Genomic DNA, 18427 nt, shown 5'->3' with positions numbered 1-18427 from the left:
TTTGCCCAAAACGTGAAGGGAGTCATAGCCAATGGTCAAGGAGAGACGATTTCTATAAGTTCGAAATTATCCTGTCCAAAAGTGTTGCCGTATACTCCTCTCAGGCAGAGACAATGGGTCATCTTCATGTATTTGCTCTGAGCACATTCTCACAGGTGAAGGAACAACCGTTGCCTGAGCTGCAATTTATCGGGATATGAGGGTTTCAACATGGAAAAGAAAGTCATCTATTTGTTTTGTTCCGCCGGAATGTCCACCTCCCTGCTGGTTTCTAAAATGAAAGTGCAGGCTGAGAAATATGAAGTGCCGGTCATTATTGAAGCATTTCCTGAAACACTGGCCGCTGAAAAAGGCGCGGCTGCCGATGTGATCCTGCTGGGGCCGCAAATTGCCTACATGCTGGATGAAATTAAAAAAGTGTTACCGGGCAAACCGGTAGAAGTGATTGATTCTGGCCTGTACGGCAAAATTGATGGACTTGGTGTATTGAAAGCGGCAGTCGCGGCGATCAAAAAAGCAGCAGCGCAGTGAATTAACGTTTAGCGTCAACTTTTGCATTACCCATTTTTTGTATTTTTATGTCAAAGAGAAATCCAGTCAAAGAGCGAATTTCATCCCTGGCCGCCGGAAGGCGGCATTAAAGGAAAATGCCCATGAGCAAAGCTATTGATTCACTTGAAAAGATACTTCTTCCTTTTGCTGTCAGAATAGGCAAACAGCCTCATATTAATGCCATCAAAAATGGCTTTATTAAATTAATGCCGCTGACCCTCGCGGGCGCCATGTTCGTTTTAATTAATAACGTATTCCTGAACTTTGGTGCCGGTTCTTTCTTTTATTCCTTAGGCGTGCGTTTAGATCCGTCTACCATCGAAACCCTCGCGGGTTTAAAAACCATCGGCATCAATGTTTATAACGGTACGCTGGGGATTATGTCGCTGATGGCACCGTTCTTTATCGGCATGGCATTAGCGGAAGAACGTAAAGTCGATTCGCTTTCCGCCGGTTTATTAGCCGTGGCGGCCTTTATGACCGTGACACCCTACAGCGTCGGTGAAGCTTATGCGGTTGGCGCAAACTGGCTGGGCGGAGCGAATATTATTTCCGGTATGGTCATCGGTCTGGTGGTCGCGGAGATGTTCACCTTTGTTATCCGCCGGAACTGGGTAATTACCTTGCCCGCCAGCGTGCCTTCTTCTGTTTCCCGTTCCTTCTCGGCATTAATTCCCGGCTTTATTATTCTGTTTATCTTCGGGGTTATTTCCTGGTTACTCGGATTATATGGCCACAACTTCCACCAGATTATTATGGATTCTATTTCCAAACCTCTGGCGGCCATGGGCAGCGTCGTCGGCTGGGCGTATGTGATTTTCAACTCCCTGCTGTGGTTCTTCGGTGTGCACGGTTCTCTGGCGCTGACGGCGCTCGATAACGGCATCATGACGCCGTGGGCGCTGGAAAATATCGCGCTGTATACCGAATACGGTTCAGTCAGTGCAGCGATTGATGCGGGGAAAACCTTCCACTTCTGGGCCAAACCGATGCTGGATTCCTATATCCTGCTGGGCGGTTCCGGTGCGACCCTCGGGCTTATCATCGCCATCTTTATCGCCTCACGCCGTGCCGATCACCGTCAGGTGGCGAAGCTGGCACTGCCGTCTGGCATCTTCCAGATTAACGAACCGATCCTGTTTGGTCTGCCGATTATCATGAACCCGGTGATGTTTATCCCGTTTGTGCTGGTTCAGCCGATTCTGGCGGCGATCACCCTGGCGGCTTACAGCATGGGCATCATCCCGCCGGTCACCAACCTGGCACCCTGGACCATGCCGACCGGCCTCGGCGCGTTCTTTAACAGTAACGGCAGTATTGCGGCACTGCTGGTCGCGTTGTTCAACCTCGGCATCGCCACGCTGGTCTATATGCCATTCGTCATCTTGTCTAACAAGGCGCAGGCGATTATTGAGGAAGAAGAAAGCGAAGAAGATATTGCGGCTGCACTGAAATTCTAATCTGAAATCCGCTGTGGGAAGGGCGAACCTTCCCACGCTGAGCGGCTCATCATGGAGAGATAAAGATGTTTGATTTAGAGAACATTGTTGCGACGGAAGAAGAACTGCAGGGGCTGGAAGAAGTGGTGATGGGGTTAATCATTAACTCCGGCGAAGCCCGCAGCCTGGCGTATGTCGCGCTGAAAAAAGCCAAAGAGGGCGATTTTGAGCAGGCGCGCGCGGTGATGGCGCAGTCCAAAATGGCGCTGAATGAGGCGCATCTGATCCAGACTCAGCTGATCGAAGGCGACGCAGGCGAAGGGAAAACCAAAGTCAGTCTGGTGCTGGTGCACGCGCAGGATCATCTGATGACGTCGATGCTGGCCCGTGAACTGATAGCGGAACTCATTGAGCTTCATGAAAAAATAAAATAACGTAGGAAGCCATGATGCAGCCACCGGTACTGAGTATGGAAATTAAGACAGCGCGCGAAAATCAACTCTTCGACGGTCAGAATTTCCATATGTTTATCTACAACAAGGTAGAGAGCATTTCGGGACTGCATGAACATGATTACTACGAATTTACTGTCGTACTGACGGGCCGGTATTACCAGAGCGTGAACGGTAAACGGGTATTGCTTGAACGCGGCGATTTTGTGTTTATTCCGTTAGGGTCAAACCATCAAAGTTTTTATGAGTTTGGTCCGACGCGCATATTAAATGTCGGGATCAGCAAAGCGTTTTTCGAACAGCATTATTTATCGTTATTGCCTTCACGGTTTGTGGCGTCGCAGGTTTATCAGGTCAAAACGGAATTCCTGACTTATATCGAGTCAGTGATTGCCTCGCTTAATTTCCGCAACGGGGAATTTAACGAATTTCTGGAAGTGGTGACGTTTTATATTGTGAACCGTCTGCGTCATCACCGCGAAACAGAAGTGACCACTGATATTCCGGGCTGGCTTAAAACCACCGTGGAGAAGATGCACGATAAGGCGCAGTTTGGTGATAAAGCCTTGTCGAATATGGTGGCGCTTTCCGGTAAATCGCAGGAATATCTGACCCGCGCCACACAACGTCATTACGGCAAAACACCGATGCAAATCATCAATGAAATTCGCATTGATTTTGCCCGCAAACAGCTGGAGATCACCAATTACTCGGTCACGGATATTGCGTTTGATTCCGGATACAGCAGCCCGAGTATGTTTATTAAAAACTTTAAGAAGCTGACTTCTTTTACCCCGAATCATTACCGGAAGAAGTTGTGCAGCATTAATTAACCCGATTTATTCAATTATCTGTTTTTAATTTACAGTGCATTATTATTGCACGGGAGTTCCTATGTCTCAGAAACTGAAAGTCGTTACTATTGGTGGCGGAAGCAGCTACACCCCGGAATTACTTGAAGGCTTTATTAAGCGTTATAACGAATTACCCATCACGGAATTATGGCTGGTGGATGTTGAAGCCGGGAAAGAGAAACAGGACATCATTTTCAATCTTTGCCAGCGCATGGTGGAACGTGCAGGCGTGCCGATTGTGATGCATAAAACGCTGGATCGCCGTGAAGCTCTGGCCGGTGCCGATTTTGTCACCACCCAGTTGCGGGTCGGTCAGCTGAAAGCGCGTGAACTGGACGAACGTATTCCGCTCAGCCACGGTTATCTCGGGCAGGAAACCAACGGCGCAGGCGGTCTGTTCAAGGGGCTGCGGACGATCCCGGTGATCTTTGACATCATCAAAGACGTCGAAGAAATCTGCCCGGACGCCTGGGTGATTAACTTCACCAACCCGGCAGGAATGGTGACGGAAGCGGTGTTCCGCCACACCAAATTCAAGAAATTCATCGGCGTGTGCAATATTCCTGTCGGCATGAAAATGTTTATTCAGGATGTGCTGAAACTGACGCCGCAGGACGACTTGTCCATCGACCTGTTTGGTCTGAACCACATGGTCTTCATCAAAGATGTGCTGGTCAACGGTGAATCGCGCTTTGCTGAGCTGCTCGACGGCGTTGCGTCCGGCACCCTGACCGCCGGTTCGGTGAAAAATATCTTTGATCTGCCGTTCAGCGAAGGCCTGATCCGCTCCCTGAATCTGCTGCCGTGCTCCTATCTGCTGTACTACTTTAAGCAGAAAGAGATGCTGGCGATTGAAATGGGCGAGTTCTATAAAGGCGGCGCGCGTGCCACCGTGGTACAGAAAGTCGAAAAACAGCTGTTCGATCTGTATAAAAACCCTGATCTGAACGTCAAACCGAAAGAGCTGGAACTGCGCGGCGGGGCGTATTATTCCGACGCGGCCTGCGAAGTGATCAGCGCGATTTATAACGACAAACAAACCGAGCAGTACGTCAACTTCCCGCACAACGGCCATATTGATAACATTCCGGCGGACTGGGCGGTTGAAATGACCTGTACCATCGGACGCGACGGCGCGAAACCGCATCCGCGCATCACGCATTTTGACGAAAAAGTGCTGGGCCTGATTTACACCATCAAAGGCTTCGAAGTCGCCGCCAGCGAGGCGGCACTGAGCGGCAAGCTGAATGACGTGCTGCTGGCCATGAATCTCAGCCCGCTGATCCATTCCGATAAAGATGCTGAAATTCTGGCGCGTGAAATGCTGCTGGCGCATGAAAAGTTGCTGCCGAATTTTGCAGAAACCATCGCCACACTGAAATAACCTGATGGCCTTCCCGGTGACGGGAAGGTTTTCACAGGGAGGCTTATGGATAAATTACTGATCGTGAACGCCGATGATTTCGGGCTGTGCAAGGCGCAGAACTACGGGATTATCGAGGCGTTTAACCACGGTGTCGTGACTTCCACCACCGCGATGGTCAACATGGCCGCCGTGGAGCACGCGGCGCTGCTCAGCGCGGCGGCGCCTGAACTGGCGGTGGGCATGCATTTTGTGCTGACGCTCGGTCGTCCGCTGTCGCCGATGCCGGGACTGGTCCGGGACGGTGAACTGGGCAAATGGATCTGGGAAATGGCGGAGCAGGGCACGCTGCCGCTGGATGAAATCGCCCGGGAGCTGCAATGCCAGTTTGACCGTTTCGTGGCGGTGTTTGGTCGCCCGCCGACGCATCTCGACAGCCATCATCACGTACATATGTTCCCGCAGATTTTCCCCATCGTCGAAGCGTTCGCGAAACAGAAGGGCATCCCGGTGCGTATCGATCGCGATGAAATTCGCAGGGGCGAAATCACGCTGTGCGGCGCGAAAAGCACCGATGGTTTTGACAGCACGTTTTATGGCGAGGCGATTTCAGAGCAACTGTTTCTGCACACCCTCGACCACGCCACGCAGCGCGGTGACCGGACGCTTGAAATCATGACCCATCCGGCGTTTATCGATAACACCCTGCTGGCGAGCAAATACTGCTATCCGCGACTGGCGGAACTGGATGTCCTGACCGCGGCTTCGCTTAAAACGGCGATAGCTGAACGGGGTTTCCGGCTGGGATCGTTTCAGGATTTATAGCCTGTGGCGCGACTCGCCCGACAAAACAAAGGCCTGCGTTTGCAGGCCTTTTTTACCGCGTTAAGACAGGATCAGAACGAGAAACACGAACAACCTAATGCGCCCCAGAAGGCATTGTCATCGGACACCGGGACATCGGAGCCGCGGGCAATATCATGGCTGTGTTTGTGCACGCCACACGGGCCGACGCACTGATGTCCCTGACGCACTAACCCGACGCGGGCGGCACCCTGTGGCGGCGCGGAGCGGTAATGCCCCGGCACGGTGGTGACCGGCGACCAGTCCGGCAGCACCGGAATAGCAGGCGGTGCCAGCGGCGAGAAACTGCCTGCGGCGTAGACCACTTTGCCATCCACCACGGTCATTACCGATTCGATACCCTTAATCCGTTCTTCCTGCACGCTGAAGAAATCTTCGGACAGCACCGCCAGATCCGCCAGCTGACCGGCTTTGATTTGCCCCTTTTTGCCCTGCTCGCTGGAGAACCAGGAACTGCCCTGCGTCCACAACATCAGCGCCGTTTCGCGGTCGATACGGGCGTCATCATCGTACATTGCCATACCGCCGACAGTACGGCCGGAAACCAGCCAGTACAGCGCGGTCCACGGGTTGTAACTGGCGACGCGGGTGGCATCCGTACCCAGACCGACCGGCACACCGGCGGACAACATTTTTGCTACCGGCGGCGTATGTTTGGTGGCTTCGATGCCGTAGCGGTCAGCGAAATATTCCCCCTGAAACGCCATGCGATGCTGCACCGCGATACCGCCGCCCAGCGCTTTCACGCGCTCGATATTGCGTTCGGTGATGGTTTCCGCATGGTCAAAGAACCAGTGCAACCCGTTGAACGGAATATCCTGATTCACTTTCTCAAAGACATCCAGCATGCGGCTGATCGACTCGTCATAGGTGGCATGCAGGCGGAACGGCCAGCGGTGTTCCACCAGATGTCGCACCACGCGCTCGAGTTCGACTTCCGTTCCCGGCGGTAAATCCGGACGCGGTTGCAGGAAGTCTTCAAAGTCAGCGGCAGAAAACACCAGCATTTCGCCTGCGCCGTTGTGACGATAAAAATCGGTGCCCTGACCGGGTTTCAGCATGTCGGTCCACAGTTCGAAATCTTCCAGTTCATGCTGCGGACGCTGGGTAAACAGGTTGTAGGCGATGCGCACGGTCAGCTGATTTTTCTGATGAAGTTCATCGATGATCTGATAATCCTCAGGATAGTTCTGGAAGCCGCCGCCCGCGTCGATGGCGCTGGTCAGGCCGAGACGGTTCAGTTCGCGCATAAACTGGCGGGTGGAGTTTACCTGCTGTTCCAGCGGCAATTTCGGGCCTTTCGCCAGCGTGGAGTACAGAATCATCGCGTTAGGTTTGGCGATCAGCATGCCGGTAGGATTGCCGTTGCTGTCGCGCTGAATTTCACCGCCCGGCGGATTCGGCGTGTCTTTGGTGTAACCGACCACTTTCAGCGCCGCGCGGTTGAGCAGGGCACGATCGTATAAGTGCAGGATAAATACCGGCGTGTCCGGCGCGGCCTGATTAATTTCATCCAGCGTCGGCATACGGCGTTCGGCAAACTGAAACTCTGTCCAGCCCCCCACCACGCGCACCCACTGCGGGCTTGGCGTGCGCAGCGCCTGTTCTTTCAGCATCCGCAAGGCATCGGCCAGCGAAGGCACGCCTTCCCAGCGCAGTTCCAGATTGTAATTCAGACCGCCACGGATCAGGTGCAGGTGCGAGTCGTTCAGGCCGGGAATGGCCGTATGACCCTGTAAATCCACCACCTGCGTCTGCGCATCGGCAAACTGCATCACTTCATTTTCAGTACCGACTGCCAGAAATTTGCCGTCTTTGATGGCGACGGCATTGGCCAGTGGTTTTTCTCTGTCAACGGTATGAAATTTACCGTTAAGCAGGATCAGGGAAGCAAAACTTGTCATCGGAAAAGCTCCTGTTATTGCGCTGAAACGCGCGTAAGCCATGAATGGAAAACTCGTGTAACGACCGGCATCCAGAGGAAAACCACCAGCCCGACCACGGAGGCGTCATTGAGTAAATGACCGCCTTCGGTGCCTCTGAGCTGTGGCAAAATCTGCCCCCAAAACCAGGGCACAATATGGGTAGAGGGATAAATGACGCCCAATGTCAGCAGATACTGTTTCCAGCGGGCTGGCGGACGGACACTGGCATTGGGCGGGGTGAACCAGAATTCGGCACCGGGGCGCACCTCGGTGTTGTCGTTTTGCAACAGCAACGGGCTGACTTCCGCTACCAGCTGTTTGCGCAGGTCCGAGTTATGCCAGGCGTTAAGATTTTCCAGCGTGTCGAAACGCACCAGAATGGTATAGGGATCGCCGCTGCGGCTCGGGCGGATGACGTTGACGCCAAGATGTCCCGGAAACGTACCGGCCTGCGGCATAATTTTATTCAGCCAGGCTTCGTACTCCGCCTCGCTCGCAGGCGCAATTTTATGCGTAATCACAAGCGTGACATGTTGATTGTGGGTCTGGGACGCGGACATACATCACCTCAGCTGATTTAAAAGAAAGATTTATCGAATCAATGAAATGATGTTAGTCGGCGGGTTGAATCAATGATAGGTGAGAATTTTGGCGTTCTTGTTAAGATTTTTTGTTAATCACTCGCCGCCCACGACGCGCAGGCTGCGCTGCTTCAATACGCGGTGCAGATTCGACTCCAGCCAGTCTGCCAGCCCGGCGACCTGATCTTTCACTTCGATGCCCAGCGGCGTCAGACAATATTCCACATGCGGCGGCACCACCGGATAAGAACGGCGGTCAATAAACCCGTCTTCTTCCAGTGACTGTAAGGTCTGCGCCAGCATCTTTTCACTGACGCCGCCGACCTTACGGCGTAACTCACTGAAACGCAGGGTATCGTCACTGAGGGCGATCAGGATCAGCAAACCCCAGCGGCTGGTGATGTGGCGCAGGATCTCGCGCGACGGGCAGTTGGGATCCAGCACTTCGCCGCGACGGATTTGCTCGGAAAGGGGTAAACGTCCGGTGGAGGATTCAGCGGGAATTATTTTCATACTAACCTTTTGGTGCGTACTTACGAAAAGTAAGTATATCGCATAGGATGTGTTCACGGCGACGCATTTTGCGCCATTCTGAACATAAACTTTGTATGACAATAAACGTTGTGTTGAACACTTTTGGAGAAATCATATGATCGCCATTACCGGTGCTACCGGCCAGTTAGGCCGCCTTGTTATTGCCGCACTTCTGAAAAAAGTGCCTGCTCATCAGATTATTGCGGCGGTGCGTAATCCGCAAAAAGCGCAGGATCTGGCCGATCTGGGGGTGGATGTGCGTCAGGCCGATTACAGCCAGCCTGCGACGCTGGAAGCCGCCTTCAAAGGCGTGGAGAAACTGCTGCTGATTTCTTCCAGTGAAGTGGGGCAGCGTGAAGCGCAGCACAACGCGGTCATTGCGGCGGCGAAACGTGCAGGCGTAACACTTCTGGCGTACACCAGCCTGCTGCATGCAGATAAAAGTCCGCTGGGTCTGGGTGTTGAACACCGTGCGACGGAAAAAGCGTTAAGTGAATCCGGCATTCCTTTTGTGCTGCTGCGTAACGGCTGGTACACCGAAAACTATGCGGCGAGCATCGCGCCTGCCCTGGCGCATAACGCCTTTATCGGTGCGGTCGGCGATGGAAAAATCTCTTCCGCCGCGCGTCAGGATTACGCTGAGGCAGCCGCGGCGGTGCTGACACAACATGATCAGGCCGGGAAAATTTACGAGCTGGCGGGTGACGAGGCTTATACGCTGACGGAGTTCACGGCGGAAATTGCACGTCAGTCAGGTAAGAAAGTGGATTACATCAATCTGCCGGAAGCGGAGTTCGCTAAAGCGTTGCTCGGTGCCGGTTTACCGGAAGGGCTGGCGACTATGCTGGCGGATTCTGATGCGGGTGCAGAGAAAGGCGGTCTGTTTGATGATTCTCATACATTGAGCAAACTGATTGGTCGCCCGACCACACCGTTCAAAGACGTGATTGCCGCGACCCTGAAATCGCTTTAACCGCAAGGTGATTGTGCTCCGGCCTGTTAACAATGTGATTAACAGGCCGGTAACCTCTTTAAATCACATCATCCTGCGTGGAAAGCAGCACCAGTTCCAGCAAGTTACGGCAACCTTGCTGATTACTGACATTGGTGTCCTGTTCAAGCTGTCTTACCAGACCTTCAATAATGGCCTTATTGCTCACCGGATAACGGCTGTGTAAAAGCCCTGAGACAAGGGTCCCGAGGATTTCAACTTCACTTAGCGTGGGCGTCTCACGGACTTTGAGATAATCACTGATTTCTGTAACTGTTTGTTCTGCTTCGAGTTGCATGTAGACCTCCTTAAACTGTTCAGCGGTTTTTTTACCGGCTGAAAAGTGCCTATTGCCAGTCAGAAAAGAGAGTATTGTGAAGTTTTTCTTCACAATGTCCGCCCCGGACTCATCAGATCGTTTCGCGATAAAACCTGAAAACGCCAGCCATGAAAAAAACCTTTGGAAGAAGGGAAATCTGCTTTCCTTCCAAAGGTCAGGCTGAATATGCCCGTAAAAGACGGACTAATGATGAAGCAGGGGTCACAGAAAGTTATACAAAGATTGCGAGTATGTACAGGTATGGCAACGAAAAATCTGCATTTCTGTTGCTAGCAATAAGGTGTATAGCACAAAATGTTCATTCTGCGAGCTTCTGATACATTCACGTCATGATTTAGTTCCGCCGGTAATGGTTGCGGAAAGGGCGTTAACGTTCTGTACAAGACCGATCCTGTACGGCAGAATAACCGCCCTTTTTTTGCGTAAACCGGTGCGGATAAGGAGTCTGGCAGTGAAAATCAATGTCATAGGAACCAGCGGGAGCGGGAAATCGACGCTGGCGCGGGCGATTTCTCAGCAGCTGAACATTCCTTATATCGAACTGGATGCGTTGTTCTGGCAACCGGACTGGCAGGGGACGCCGGATGATCAATTTTTTGCCCGTCTGGAAGCGCGGCTGGCGGGCAGTGACGGCTGGGTGATTGACGGCAATTACAAACGCACGCAGGCCGTGAAATGGCGCGACATCGACATGATCGTGTGGGTGGATTATTCCTTCGGACGCACGCTGTATCAGGCGGTGAAACGTGCCGCGACGCGGGCGTGGGGGAAACAAGAGATCTGGGCGGGCACCGGAAACCGGGAGACATTTCGGAAAAGTTTTTTCAGCCGGGAGTCGATCATCCTTTGGACGCTGAAGACATATACGAAAAACCGCTGCCAGTATCAGGCATTGCTTAACGATCCCGCCTGGCAGCATGTGCGTTTTATCCGTCTGCGATCACCCCAGCAGACTCAACTTTTTCTCCGTGACCTGACCCAGCTGTAACACCATCCACGGGCTGAAGGCCCACGGCGTAGCGCGCACACTGCTCAGCAGGTCATCCGGTTTTACCCACTGATAATCCATCACTTCTGTGTCGCGTGGCGCAGGCGTCTGGCGGCTGAAAGCGGCAAAAATCGGGCAAAACTCATTCTCGACAATCCCCGACGCATCGGTCGCGCGGTACTGGAATTCGCCAATAAGCGACGTGATCTTTTCTACCGACAGGCCGATTTCATACTGACAGCGGCGGTAGACGGCAGATTGCAGGGATTCGCCGGGCAGCGGATGGCCGCACACGGAGTTGGTCCACACGCCCGGCCAGGCGACTTTGCTCAGGGCGCGGCGTGTGAGCAGGATCTCGCCGCGATCGTTGTGGATATAGCAGGAAAATGCCAGATGCAACGGCGTTTGTGCAGTGTGCACCAGCGCTTTGTCCATGGTACCCGCCGGTTGATTTTTAACGTCAAGCAACACGACTTCTTCAATCATAAAAACTCCCGTTAGTCCTCCGTCATTGATTTCAACAGACGCACCAGATGCTGTTGATCGTGAGGAGAAAGTCTTGCCAAAAACTCAGTATCCACCTGCTGCCCGACCGGCTGGGTTTTCGCCACCACGGCTTTACCCTCCGGCGTCAGCGTAATAAAACGGCGGCGTTTATCCGCCGGGTCCGCCTCACGGTTCAACAGCCCGCGCGCTTCCAGACGCGACAGCATTTCTGCCAGCGTCGCTTTGCTGCTGACGGCGACATCCGTGAGTTGTACCTGTTCAATGCCCGGGTTTTCAGCAATTGAGCGCAACACCGCATATTGCGGCTTCGTCAGATCCGGGATGCATTGCTGCCATCGCGCGGTGTGTTGCTGGAATACCTTACGCATTAAGTGAAAGGCTTCCTGTCTCAATTGTGTGCTCATCATCATTTCCCGATTTTCTTATTGGTCTGCCTCTATCTTAGCAATCTCTGAAGCGCGAAGGCGACAAGCCATTGCGGGGTTTTCAAAAGGAGTATAAGGTAAAAGTCATTCGTATACGAACAAACTAAATGAACTGGGAAGGAGAATCGAGATGGCTTTTGATGATCTGCGCAGCTTTATGCGCGCACTGGATGAAAACGGACAACTGCTGAAAATTACCGAACAGGTGAAGGCAGAGCCGGATCTGGCCGCGGCGGCGAACGCCACCGGCCGTATCGGCGAGGGCGCCCCCGCGCTGTATTTCGATAATGTGGAAGGATTTACTGATGCCCGCATTGCGCTTAATACACTGGGTTCGTGGCCCAACCACGCCATTGCAATGGGGCTGCCGCCTTCCACATCGACCAACGAACAGATTGCCGAATATATCCGCCGCTGGGATACCTTTCCGGTGAAACCGGAGCGTCGCGAAAATCCGGGTTGGGCGGAAAATACGGTCGATGGCGAAGACATCAACCTGTTCGACATCCTGCCATTGTTCCGGCTGAACGACGGTGACGGCGGTTTTTATCTCGATAAAGCCTGCGTGGTGTCGCGCGATCCGACCGATCCTGACAGTTTCGATAAGCAGAACGTCGGCATTTACCGCATGGAAGTGAAGGGCAAACGTAAGCTCGGGCTGCAACCGGTGCCAATGCACGACATTGCGCTGCACTTACATAAAGCGGAAGAACGCGGCGAAGATTTGCCGATTGTCATTACGCTCGGCAACGATCCGATCATTACGCTGATGGGCGCAACGCCGCTGAAATATGACCAGTCGGAATATGAAATGGCGGGCGCGCTGCGTCAGGCACCATACCCGATTGCCACTGCGCCGCTGACCGGATTCGACGTGCCGTGGGGCTCAGAAGTGATCCTCGAAGGGGTGATTGAAGGGCGTAAACGTGAAATCGAAGGGCCGTTCGGCGAATTCACCGGACACTATTCCGGTGGCCGTAACATGACGGTGGTGCGCATCGATAAAGTCTCGTACCGCACGAAACCCATCTTTGAATCCCTGTATCTCGGGATGCCGTGGACAGAAATCGATTATCTGATGGGACCGGCCACCTGCGTGCCGCTGTATCAGCAACTGAAGGCGGAATTCCCGGAAGTGCAAGCGGTGAACGCGATGTATACCCACGGCCTGCTGGCGATCATTTCCACTAAAAAACGTTACGGTGGCTTTGCCCGCGCTGTCGGCTTACGGGCCATGACCACGCCGCACGGTCTGGGCTACGTGAAGATGGTGATTATGGTGGATGAGGACGTGGATCCGTTCAATCTGCCGCAGGTGATGTGGGCGCTTTCCGCCAAGGTCAATCCGGCGGGCGACCTGGTCCAGCTGCCGAATATGTCCGTGCTGGAACTGGATCCCGGTTCATCCCCGGCGGGCATCACCGATAAACTGATCATTGACGCCACCACGCCGGTCGCGCCGGATAACCGCGGTCACTACAGCCAGCCGGTACGCGATCTACCGGAAACCAAAGACTGGATCGTGAAACTGAATACCCTGCTGGCAGATCGCAAGATCTGAGCATTCACCGATTGCATTAAGGAGTGATTATGATTTGTCCACGTTGTGCCGATGAGCATATCGAACTGATGGCCGTGTCCCCGGTAAAAGGCGTCTGGACTGTGCATCAGTGCCAGCGTTGTTTATACACCTGGCGTTCCACTGAACCTTTGCGACGCACCAGCCGGGAACATTACCCGGAAGCATTCCGCATGACCCAGGCCGATATTGATAATGCGCCGATGGTACCGTCGATTCCGCTATTACTTAATGATTTATAAGATTTTCTCCTCCCCGCGTGACGTGAAGGGAGATGATCTGGCGGTTTTGTCCTGGACCTCCCCTGCGAAGGAGGCGGGGAGGAGGTTTAACAGACCACACCCACCCTGCGTACACGCTGACTTTTGTTTTTCACCTTAATACCCCACCCCAACCCCCCCCTTCGCAGGGGAGGGCGCGTTTAATTCCCCTTCCCATGTTACCGGTATCACATTAATCAAAAATCATAAGAAATTTATAACATCTCGCAATTGTGACTGCCTTTTAACCATTCTATAACAAGTCCTCGGGCCACGGACGGACTGACTTTTTTGTGTTTAACCCTACAAAAGGCAGGACGAAAAATGACTGCGAAATTATCCGTAAAAGAAAAAATCAGTTACGGTCTGGGTGATATGGCGAGCCATATTGGCCTGGACAATGTGATTATATTTTTGACGTTTTATTACACCGATGTTGTGGGATTACCGGCAGTTTTTGTCGGGACAATGTTTCTTGTTGCACGTGTCGCGGACGCGATTGTTGACCCGGCGATGGGGCTGATCGCTGACCGCACGCAAACGCGGTTTGGTAAATTCCGGCCGTATATTCTCTGGCTTGCATTGCCATTCGGCGCTAGCTGTCTGCTGGTTTACGCGGTGCCGGAATCCCTGACGCTCGGCGGGAAAATGGTGTACGCCAGCGTCACGTATTGCGTGATGATGCTGATGTATACCGCCATCAACATTCCTTATTGCTCGATGGGCGCGATCATCACGCCAGATAATTCACAGCGTATTTCCCTGCAATCCTATCGCTTTTTCCTCGCGACATTGGGCGGCGCGATGTCCACCTTCCTGATGATGCCGCTGGCGGAAATGATGGGCGGCGGAAATAAGCTCGACGGCTATTTTGGCGCGATGGCGATCATGGCGTCGATTGCGGTGGTGATGTTCCTGCTGTGTTTCTTCAACACCAAAGAACGTATCAGCGCGCCGCCGACGCACGAGAATTTCCTCTCCGATCTGCGCGATTTAGTGCGCAACGATCAGTGGCGCGTCGTCGCGGCTCTGATCTTCTTCAACATCTCGTTTGGTGTCGTGCGCCTCGGCGCGATGATGTATTACGTCACCTATTATCTCGGTAACGCCAGCTACTTTATGTGGCTGCTGGCGGCGCACATTATCGGTAAAAGCCTCGGCAGTTTGCTGGTCAAACCGCTGACCCGCAACCGCAGCAAGCTGGCGGCGTTCACGCTTTGCGCCATCTTAACCGGTGCGTTGAGCGCGGCGATCTTCTTTGTCCCGGCGTGGATTTCCCTGCTGGTCGGCATGACATTGCTGGTCTCCACTTTCTATCAGGTCACCACCACGCTGATGTGGGTGATGATGTCCGACGTGGTGGATTACGGCGAATACAAACAGGGCAAACGTATGGACGGCACGGTGTTCTCGACCTTGCTGGCGATCCTCAAAATGGGGATGGCGGTGAGCGGGGCGGTGGTCGGCTGGACGCTGGGCATGAGCGGTTATGTACCGCATGCCGCCCAGCAAAATACTGCCGCGATGCTGTCAATTATCGCGCTGTTCTCGCTGGTGCCGGGTGTGTTGTCGATGTGCAGCGCGCTGTCGATGCGCTGGTACAAACTGAACGATGCGACCATGAAACAGATCAACCAGTCCAAAATTTCTCAGGATCATGAGCCTGTCCCTCAGGCCACTTTGCATACACAGGAGTCCGCATGAGCGAATTAATCGCCGAAAAAAACCGTATCCTCTGGCATTTCGATCAGCAAACGCTGGTGATCGAACCCTGGGGTGAGCACAGCCTGCGCGTGCGTGCTACCTGCCGGCCGGCGCTGAATGATCATCTGTGGGCGTTGCTGCCTGCGGGTGAACAGCCGCAGAGCGACATCAGCCAGGGTTCCGAAACACTGAGCATCCGTAACGGCAACATCACGGCGACGGTGAATATCAAAGGGCAGCTGGCGTTTTATAACCGGCGCGGTGAGCTGATCCTCGAGGAGTTCTGGCGTCAGCGTTCGACGGTCGGTATCGGCGCGACCGAGAAGAGTCAGGATAAATACATCAGTGCGCTGAAAATGGATGCCCGCGAATTTAAAGCCATTCCCGGCGGTAAACATCAGCTGACGGTGCGGTTTGAATCGCGGCCGGATGAGAAAATCTATGGCATGGGGCAGTACCAGCAAAGCTGTCTGGATCTGAAAGGCTGCACGCTGGAACTGGCGCAGCGTAACTCACAGGCCAGCGTGCCCTTTATGCTTTCAAGCCTCGGTTACGGCATGTTGTGGAACAATCCGGCCATTGGCGAGGCGACCTTCGGCAAGAACATCACCCGCTGGGAAGCGCAGGTCACGGAGCAGATGGATTACTGGATCACCGCCGGAGACACCCCAGCAGACATCATGCATCAGTATGGCCGTGCGACCGGCACCGCGCCGCAAATGCCGGAATACGCCACCGGTTTCTGGCAATGCAAACTCCGTTACCGCACGCAGCAGGAAGTGCTCGAGGTCGCGCGCGAATACAAACGCCGCAATCTGCCGATATCGGTCATTGTCATCGACTTCTTCCACTGGCCGAATCAGGGGACATGGTGTTTTGATCCGGTGGACTGGCCGGATCCGAAAGCCATGGTGGCGGAGCTGAAATCTCTCGGCATCGAAACCATGGTGTCGGTCTGGCCGACGGTAGACAGCCGCACTGACAATTATAAAGAGATGAAATCCAAAGGTTATCTGGTGAATACCGACCGTGGTGTGTCGGTGAATCTGGATTTCCTTGGCAACTGCACCTTCTTTGATGCCACACATCCCGGCGCGCGTCAGTTTGTCTGGGAGAAAGTGAAGCAAAATTATTACGATCTGGGTATCCGTACCTTCTGGCTTGACGAAGCGGAACCGGAATACCGCGCCTATGATTTTGATAATTATCGCTATCACCTCGGGCCGGTGCTGGAAGTCGGCAACATTTATCCGCAGAAATTTGCGCAAGGTTTTTACGACGGTTTACAGCAGGAAGGCGAAAACGAGATCGTGAATCTGGTTCGCTGCGCCTGGGCGGGAAGCCAGCGATATGGTGTGCTGGCCTGGTCGGGCGACATTCACTCTTCCTTCCACGCCCTGCGCAATCAGATTGCTGCGGGTCTGAACATGGGACTGGCGGGCATTCCGTGGTGGACGACGGACATCGGCGGGTTCCAGGGCGGCAATGTTAACGATCCGGCGTTTCAGGAGTTGCTGATCCGCTGGTTCCAGTGGGGCGTATTCTGTCCGGTCATGCGGTTACACGGCTACCGTGAGCCACAGATCCAGCCGCCGGAACCGTGGCGCGATGGCATCGCCCAGTGCAACAGCGGCGCACCGAATGAAGTCTGGAGTTATGGCGAAGAAAATTACCAACTGATGAAAAGCGGATTATTCCTGCGCGAAAAACTGCGTCCGTACATCAGCCGCGTCATGCAGGAAGCCCACGAAAAGGGCGATCCGGCCATGCGCACCCTGTTCTATCAATACCCGCAACAGCCGGAAAGCTGGCAGGTGGAAGATCAGTACCTGCTCGGCGCAGATATTCTGGTCGCGCCGGTGCTGCATGCGGGTCAGCGCGAGCGGAAAGTGTGGCTACCGGCAGGAGAAACCTGGGTGGCACTGAATGGCGAACGGTATGAAGGCGGAAGGGCGATTACAGTCGCCGCGCCGATGAGTGAAATCCCGGCGTTTGTGCGGGAAGGGGCAGACGTGAAAGGAGAACTTGGTATTTGACGCCCTTCTGAGGTTTCGCTTTTAGCTCCTCCCCTGCGAAGGGGGCTAATCGGGTAGGTTGGTTCTGCTCCTCCCCCTGCGAAGGGGGAGGCGGGGAGGGGGTTTAGCAGACAACACCCATACCCAAGCCCGCGCACACTTCAGCACTCACTTTTGACCTTAATACCCCACCCCAACCCTCCCCTTCGCAGGGGAGGGAGTTAACCCAATCTCCCAGTTTCCAGCCTGTCACTGTGGTTGCTGGAACATAGCCTGCGAGCGAAGCGCGCAGTTTAAGACGTGGAGATTCCAAAGAGGGCTCGTCATAGCCCTCTTTGGTCGGTTTCGGCGGCAATTGCTGAGCAGTCACCGCACGTGAGAAACCGAAACTTCCTCATTCCAGCCTTTACTCCAGCCCCTCCGTGCAACCGCAAATCCAGTTATCACAAAACCGTTAACTCTCCGCGAGGATTCCGTAATCCTTCCCCTTGTAATCTGATGCCATCGACAGCAACCGGAACGGTGGCAATCATGATTAACAGACGTAATTTCCTGCTGGGCAGCGGAGCGGTATCCGCCGTAGCCGTGATGGGGCTGGTTCCGTCACTGTTTTCCCGCCGGGCGGGTGCGCAGACGACTTCCGAAAAATTTGAAATCACGCTGACCGATGCCCAGTGGCATCAGCGCCTGAGCGAGGATCAGTACCGTATTTTGCGTGAAGCGGGAACGGAGCGGCCTTATTCCAGCCCGCTGAATGCGGAACATCGCCAAGGGGAGTTCGCCTGCGCGGGCTGCAACCTTGCCCTTTTTTCCTCGGCGACCAAATTCGACAGCCATACCGGCTGGCCGAGTTTCTGGCAGCCCTTGGCGGATGCGGCGCAGACCAGCCGGGACACCACGCTTGGGATGGTGCGGGACGAAGTGCATTGCCGTCGCTGCGGGGGCCATCTCGGGCATGTGTTTGATGACGGGCCGAAACCGACCGGTCTGCGCTATTGCATGAACGGGCTGGCGATGACGTTCACTCCGAAAGCTTAATCAGTCAGGACATTCA

The 18427-nt window shown here is 54.0% G+C and carries 19 protein-coding genes; 13 read left to right on the top strand and 6 right to left on the bottom strand.

Annotated features, from left to right (window positions below):
* Positions 1 to 210 precede the first annotated feature (210 nt).
* From J9880_RS22880 to chbG, 6 genes are all read left to right on the top strand, one after another.
* Positions 211 to 531 (top strand): PTS sugar transporter subunit IIB, encoded by a 321-nt coding sequence (locus J9880_RS22880; protein WP_095925347.1) that lies wholly within the window; start codon positions 211 to 213, stop codon positions 529 to 531.
* Positions 532 to 653: 122 nt separating this feature from the next.
* Entirely contained in the window at positions 654 to 2012 is a 1359-nt protein-coding gene (chbC, locus tag J9880_RS22875; protein ID WP_095925346.1) for a PTS N,N'-diacetylchitobiose transporter subunit IIC, read from the top strand.
* 65 nt (positions 2013 to 2077) lie between these two features.
* A complete protein-coding gene (gene chbA / locus J9880_RS22870) occupies positions 2078 to 2425 on the top strand; it encodes a PTS N,N'-diacetylchitobiose transporter subunit IIA (protein WP_095925345.1) in 348 nt (115 codons plus the stop codon).
* Positions 2426 to 2436: 11 nt separating this feature from the next.
* On the top strand, positions 2437 to 3276 hold the full coding sequence (gene chbR, locus J9880_RS22865) for a transcriptional regulator ChbR (RefSeq protein WP_095925344.1): 840 nt from the start codon (positions 2437 to 2439) through the stop codon (positions 3274 to 3276).
* Between the two features lie 61 nt (positions 3277 to 3337).
* Positions 3338 to 4681 (top strand): 6-phospho-beta-glucosidase, encoded by a 1344-nt coding sequence (locus tag J9880_RS22860; protein ID WP_095925343.1) that lies wholly within the window; start codon positions 3338 to 3340, stop codon positions 4679 to 4681.
* A 45-nt stretch (positions 4682 to 4726) separates the two neighbouring features.
* The gene (gene chbG, locus J9880_RS22855; protein WP_232770889.1) at positions 4727 to 5485 is read left to right on the top strand and encodes a chitin disaccharide deacetylase; all 759 of its coding nucleotides are present in this window, start codon (positions 4727 to 4729) and stop codon (positions 5483 to 5485) included.
* 71 nt (positions 5486 to 5556) lie between these two features.
* Here chbG and J9880_RS22850 read toward each other — a convergent pair whose 3' ends face one another.
* From J9880_RS22850 to J9880_RS22840, 3 genes are all read right to left on the bottom strand, one after another.
* Positions 5557 to 7428 (bottom strand): amidohydrolase, encoded by a 1872-nt coding sequence (locus J9880_RS22850; protein ID WP_131693921.1) that lies wholly within the window; start codon positions 7426 to 7428, stop codon positions 5557 to 5559.
* A 14-nt stretch (positions 7429 to 7442) separates the two neighbouring features.
* Entirely contained in the window at positions 7443 to 8009 is a 567-nt protein-coding gene (locus tag J9880_RS22845) for an antibiotic biosynthesis monooxygenase (protein WP_095925337.1), read from the bottom strand.
* Between the two features lie 117 nt (positions 8010 to 8126).
* The gene (locus J9880_RS22840; protein WP_095925336.1) at positions 8127 to 8543 is read right to left on the bottom strand and encodes a winged helix-turn-helix transcriptional regulator; all 417 of its coding nucleotides are present in this window, start codon (positions 8541 to 8543) and stop codon (positions 8127 to 8129) included.
* Between the two features lie 136 nt (positions 8544 to 8679).
* Between J9880_RS22840 and J9880_RS22835 the strand changes: the two genes are divergently transcribed.
* Positions 8680 to 9537, top strand: coding sequence for an SDR family oxidoreductase (locus J9880_RS22835; RefSeq protein WP_232770888.1), 858 nt, complete (start codon positions 8680 to 8682; stop codon positions 9535 to 9537).
* 58 nt (positions 9538 to 9595) lie between these two features.
* On the opposite strand, the gene J9880_RS22830 is transcribed toward J9880_RS22835, so the two are convergent.
* Positions 9596 to 9853, bottom strand: a complete 258-nt coding sequence (locus tag J9880_RS22830; protein WP_095925334.1) for a biofilm/acid-resistance regulator YmgB/AriR — start codon at positions 9851 to 9853, stop codon at positions 9596 to 9598.
* 493 nt (positions 9854 to 10346) lie between these two features.
* Between J9880_RS22830 and J9880_RS22825 the strand changes: the two genes are divergently transcribed.
* Positions 10347 to 10883, top strand: coding sequence for an AAA family ATPase (locus J9880_RS22825; protein ID WP_095925333.1), 537 nt, complete (start codon positions 10347 to 10349; stop codon positions 10881 to 10883).
* Here J9880_RS22825 and idi read toward each other — a convergent pair.
* Entirely contained in the window at positions 10836 to 11369 is a 534-nt protein-coding gene (gene idi, locus J9880_RS22820; RefSeq protein WP_131693924.1) for an isopentenyl-diphosphate Delta-isomerase, read from the bottom strand. The two genes, J9880_RS22825 and idi, sit on opposite strands and share 48 nt — an antisense overlap.
* An 11-nt stretch (positions 11370 to 11380) precedes the next feature.
* Entirely contained in the window at positions 11381 to 11794 is a 414-nt protein-coding gene (locus tag J9880_RS22815) for a MarR family winged helix-turn-helix transcriptional regulator (RefSeq protein ID WP_232770887.1), read from the bottom strand.
* A gap of 151 nt (positions 11795 to 11945) precedes the next feature.
* Between J9880_RS22815 and J9880_RS22810 the strand changes: the two genes are divergently transcribed.
* From J9880_RS22810 to msrB, 5 genes are all read left to right on the top strand, one after another.
* A complete protein-coding gene (locus J9880_RS22810; protein ID WP_095925331.1) occupies positions 11946 to 13376 on the top strand; it encodes a non-oxidative hydroxyarylic acid decarboxylases subunit C in 1431 nt (476 codons plus the stop codon).
* A 29-nt stretch (positions 13377 to 13405) separates the two neighbouring features.
* Entirely contained in the window at positions 13406 to 13636 is a 231-nt protein-coding gene (locus tag J9880_RS22805) for a non-oxidative hydroxyarylic acid decarboxylases subunit D (RefSeq protein ID WP_095925330.1), read from the top strand.
* A 342-nt stretch (positions 13637 to 13978) separates the two neighbouring features.
* Positions 13979 to 15358: a glycoside-pentoside-hexuronide (GPH):cation symporter gene (locus J9880_RS22800; protein ID WP_195817708.1), complete on the top strand. Its 1380-nt coding sequence runs from the start codon at positions 13979 to 13981 to the stop codon at positions 15356 to 15358.
* Positions 15355 to 17394 carry a glycoside hydrolase family 31 protein gene (locus J9880_RS22795; RefSeq protein ID WP_232770886.1) on the top strand — a complete coding sequence of 680 codons (2040 nt, stop codon included), beginning with the start codon at positions 15355 to 15357 and terminating at the stop codon, positions 17392 to 17394. Before J9880_RS22800 ends, J9880_RS22795 begins: the two co-directional genes overlap by 4 nt.
* 510 nt (positions 17395 to 17904) lie before the next feature.
* On the top strand, positions 17905 to 18411 hold the full coding sequence (gene msrB, locus J9880_RS22790) for a peptide-methionine (R)-S-oxide reductase MsrB (RefSeq protein WP_232770885.1): 507 nt from the start codon (positions 17905 to 17907) through the stop codon (positions 18409 to 18411).
* Positions 18412 to 18427 lie beyond the last annotated feature (16 nt).

The sequence above is a fragment of the Rahnella victoriana genome, from assembly GCF_021276285.1.
Taxonomy (GTDB): domain Bacteria; phylum Pseudomonadota; class Gammaproteobacteria; order Enterobacterales; family Enterobacteriaceae; genus Rahnella; species Rahnella victoriana.
The sequence above is the reverse complement of the archived record's forward strand: the minus strand, read 5'-3'. Positions and strand labels throughout refer to the sequence as shown.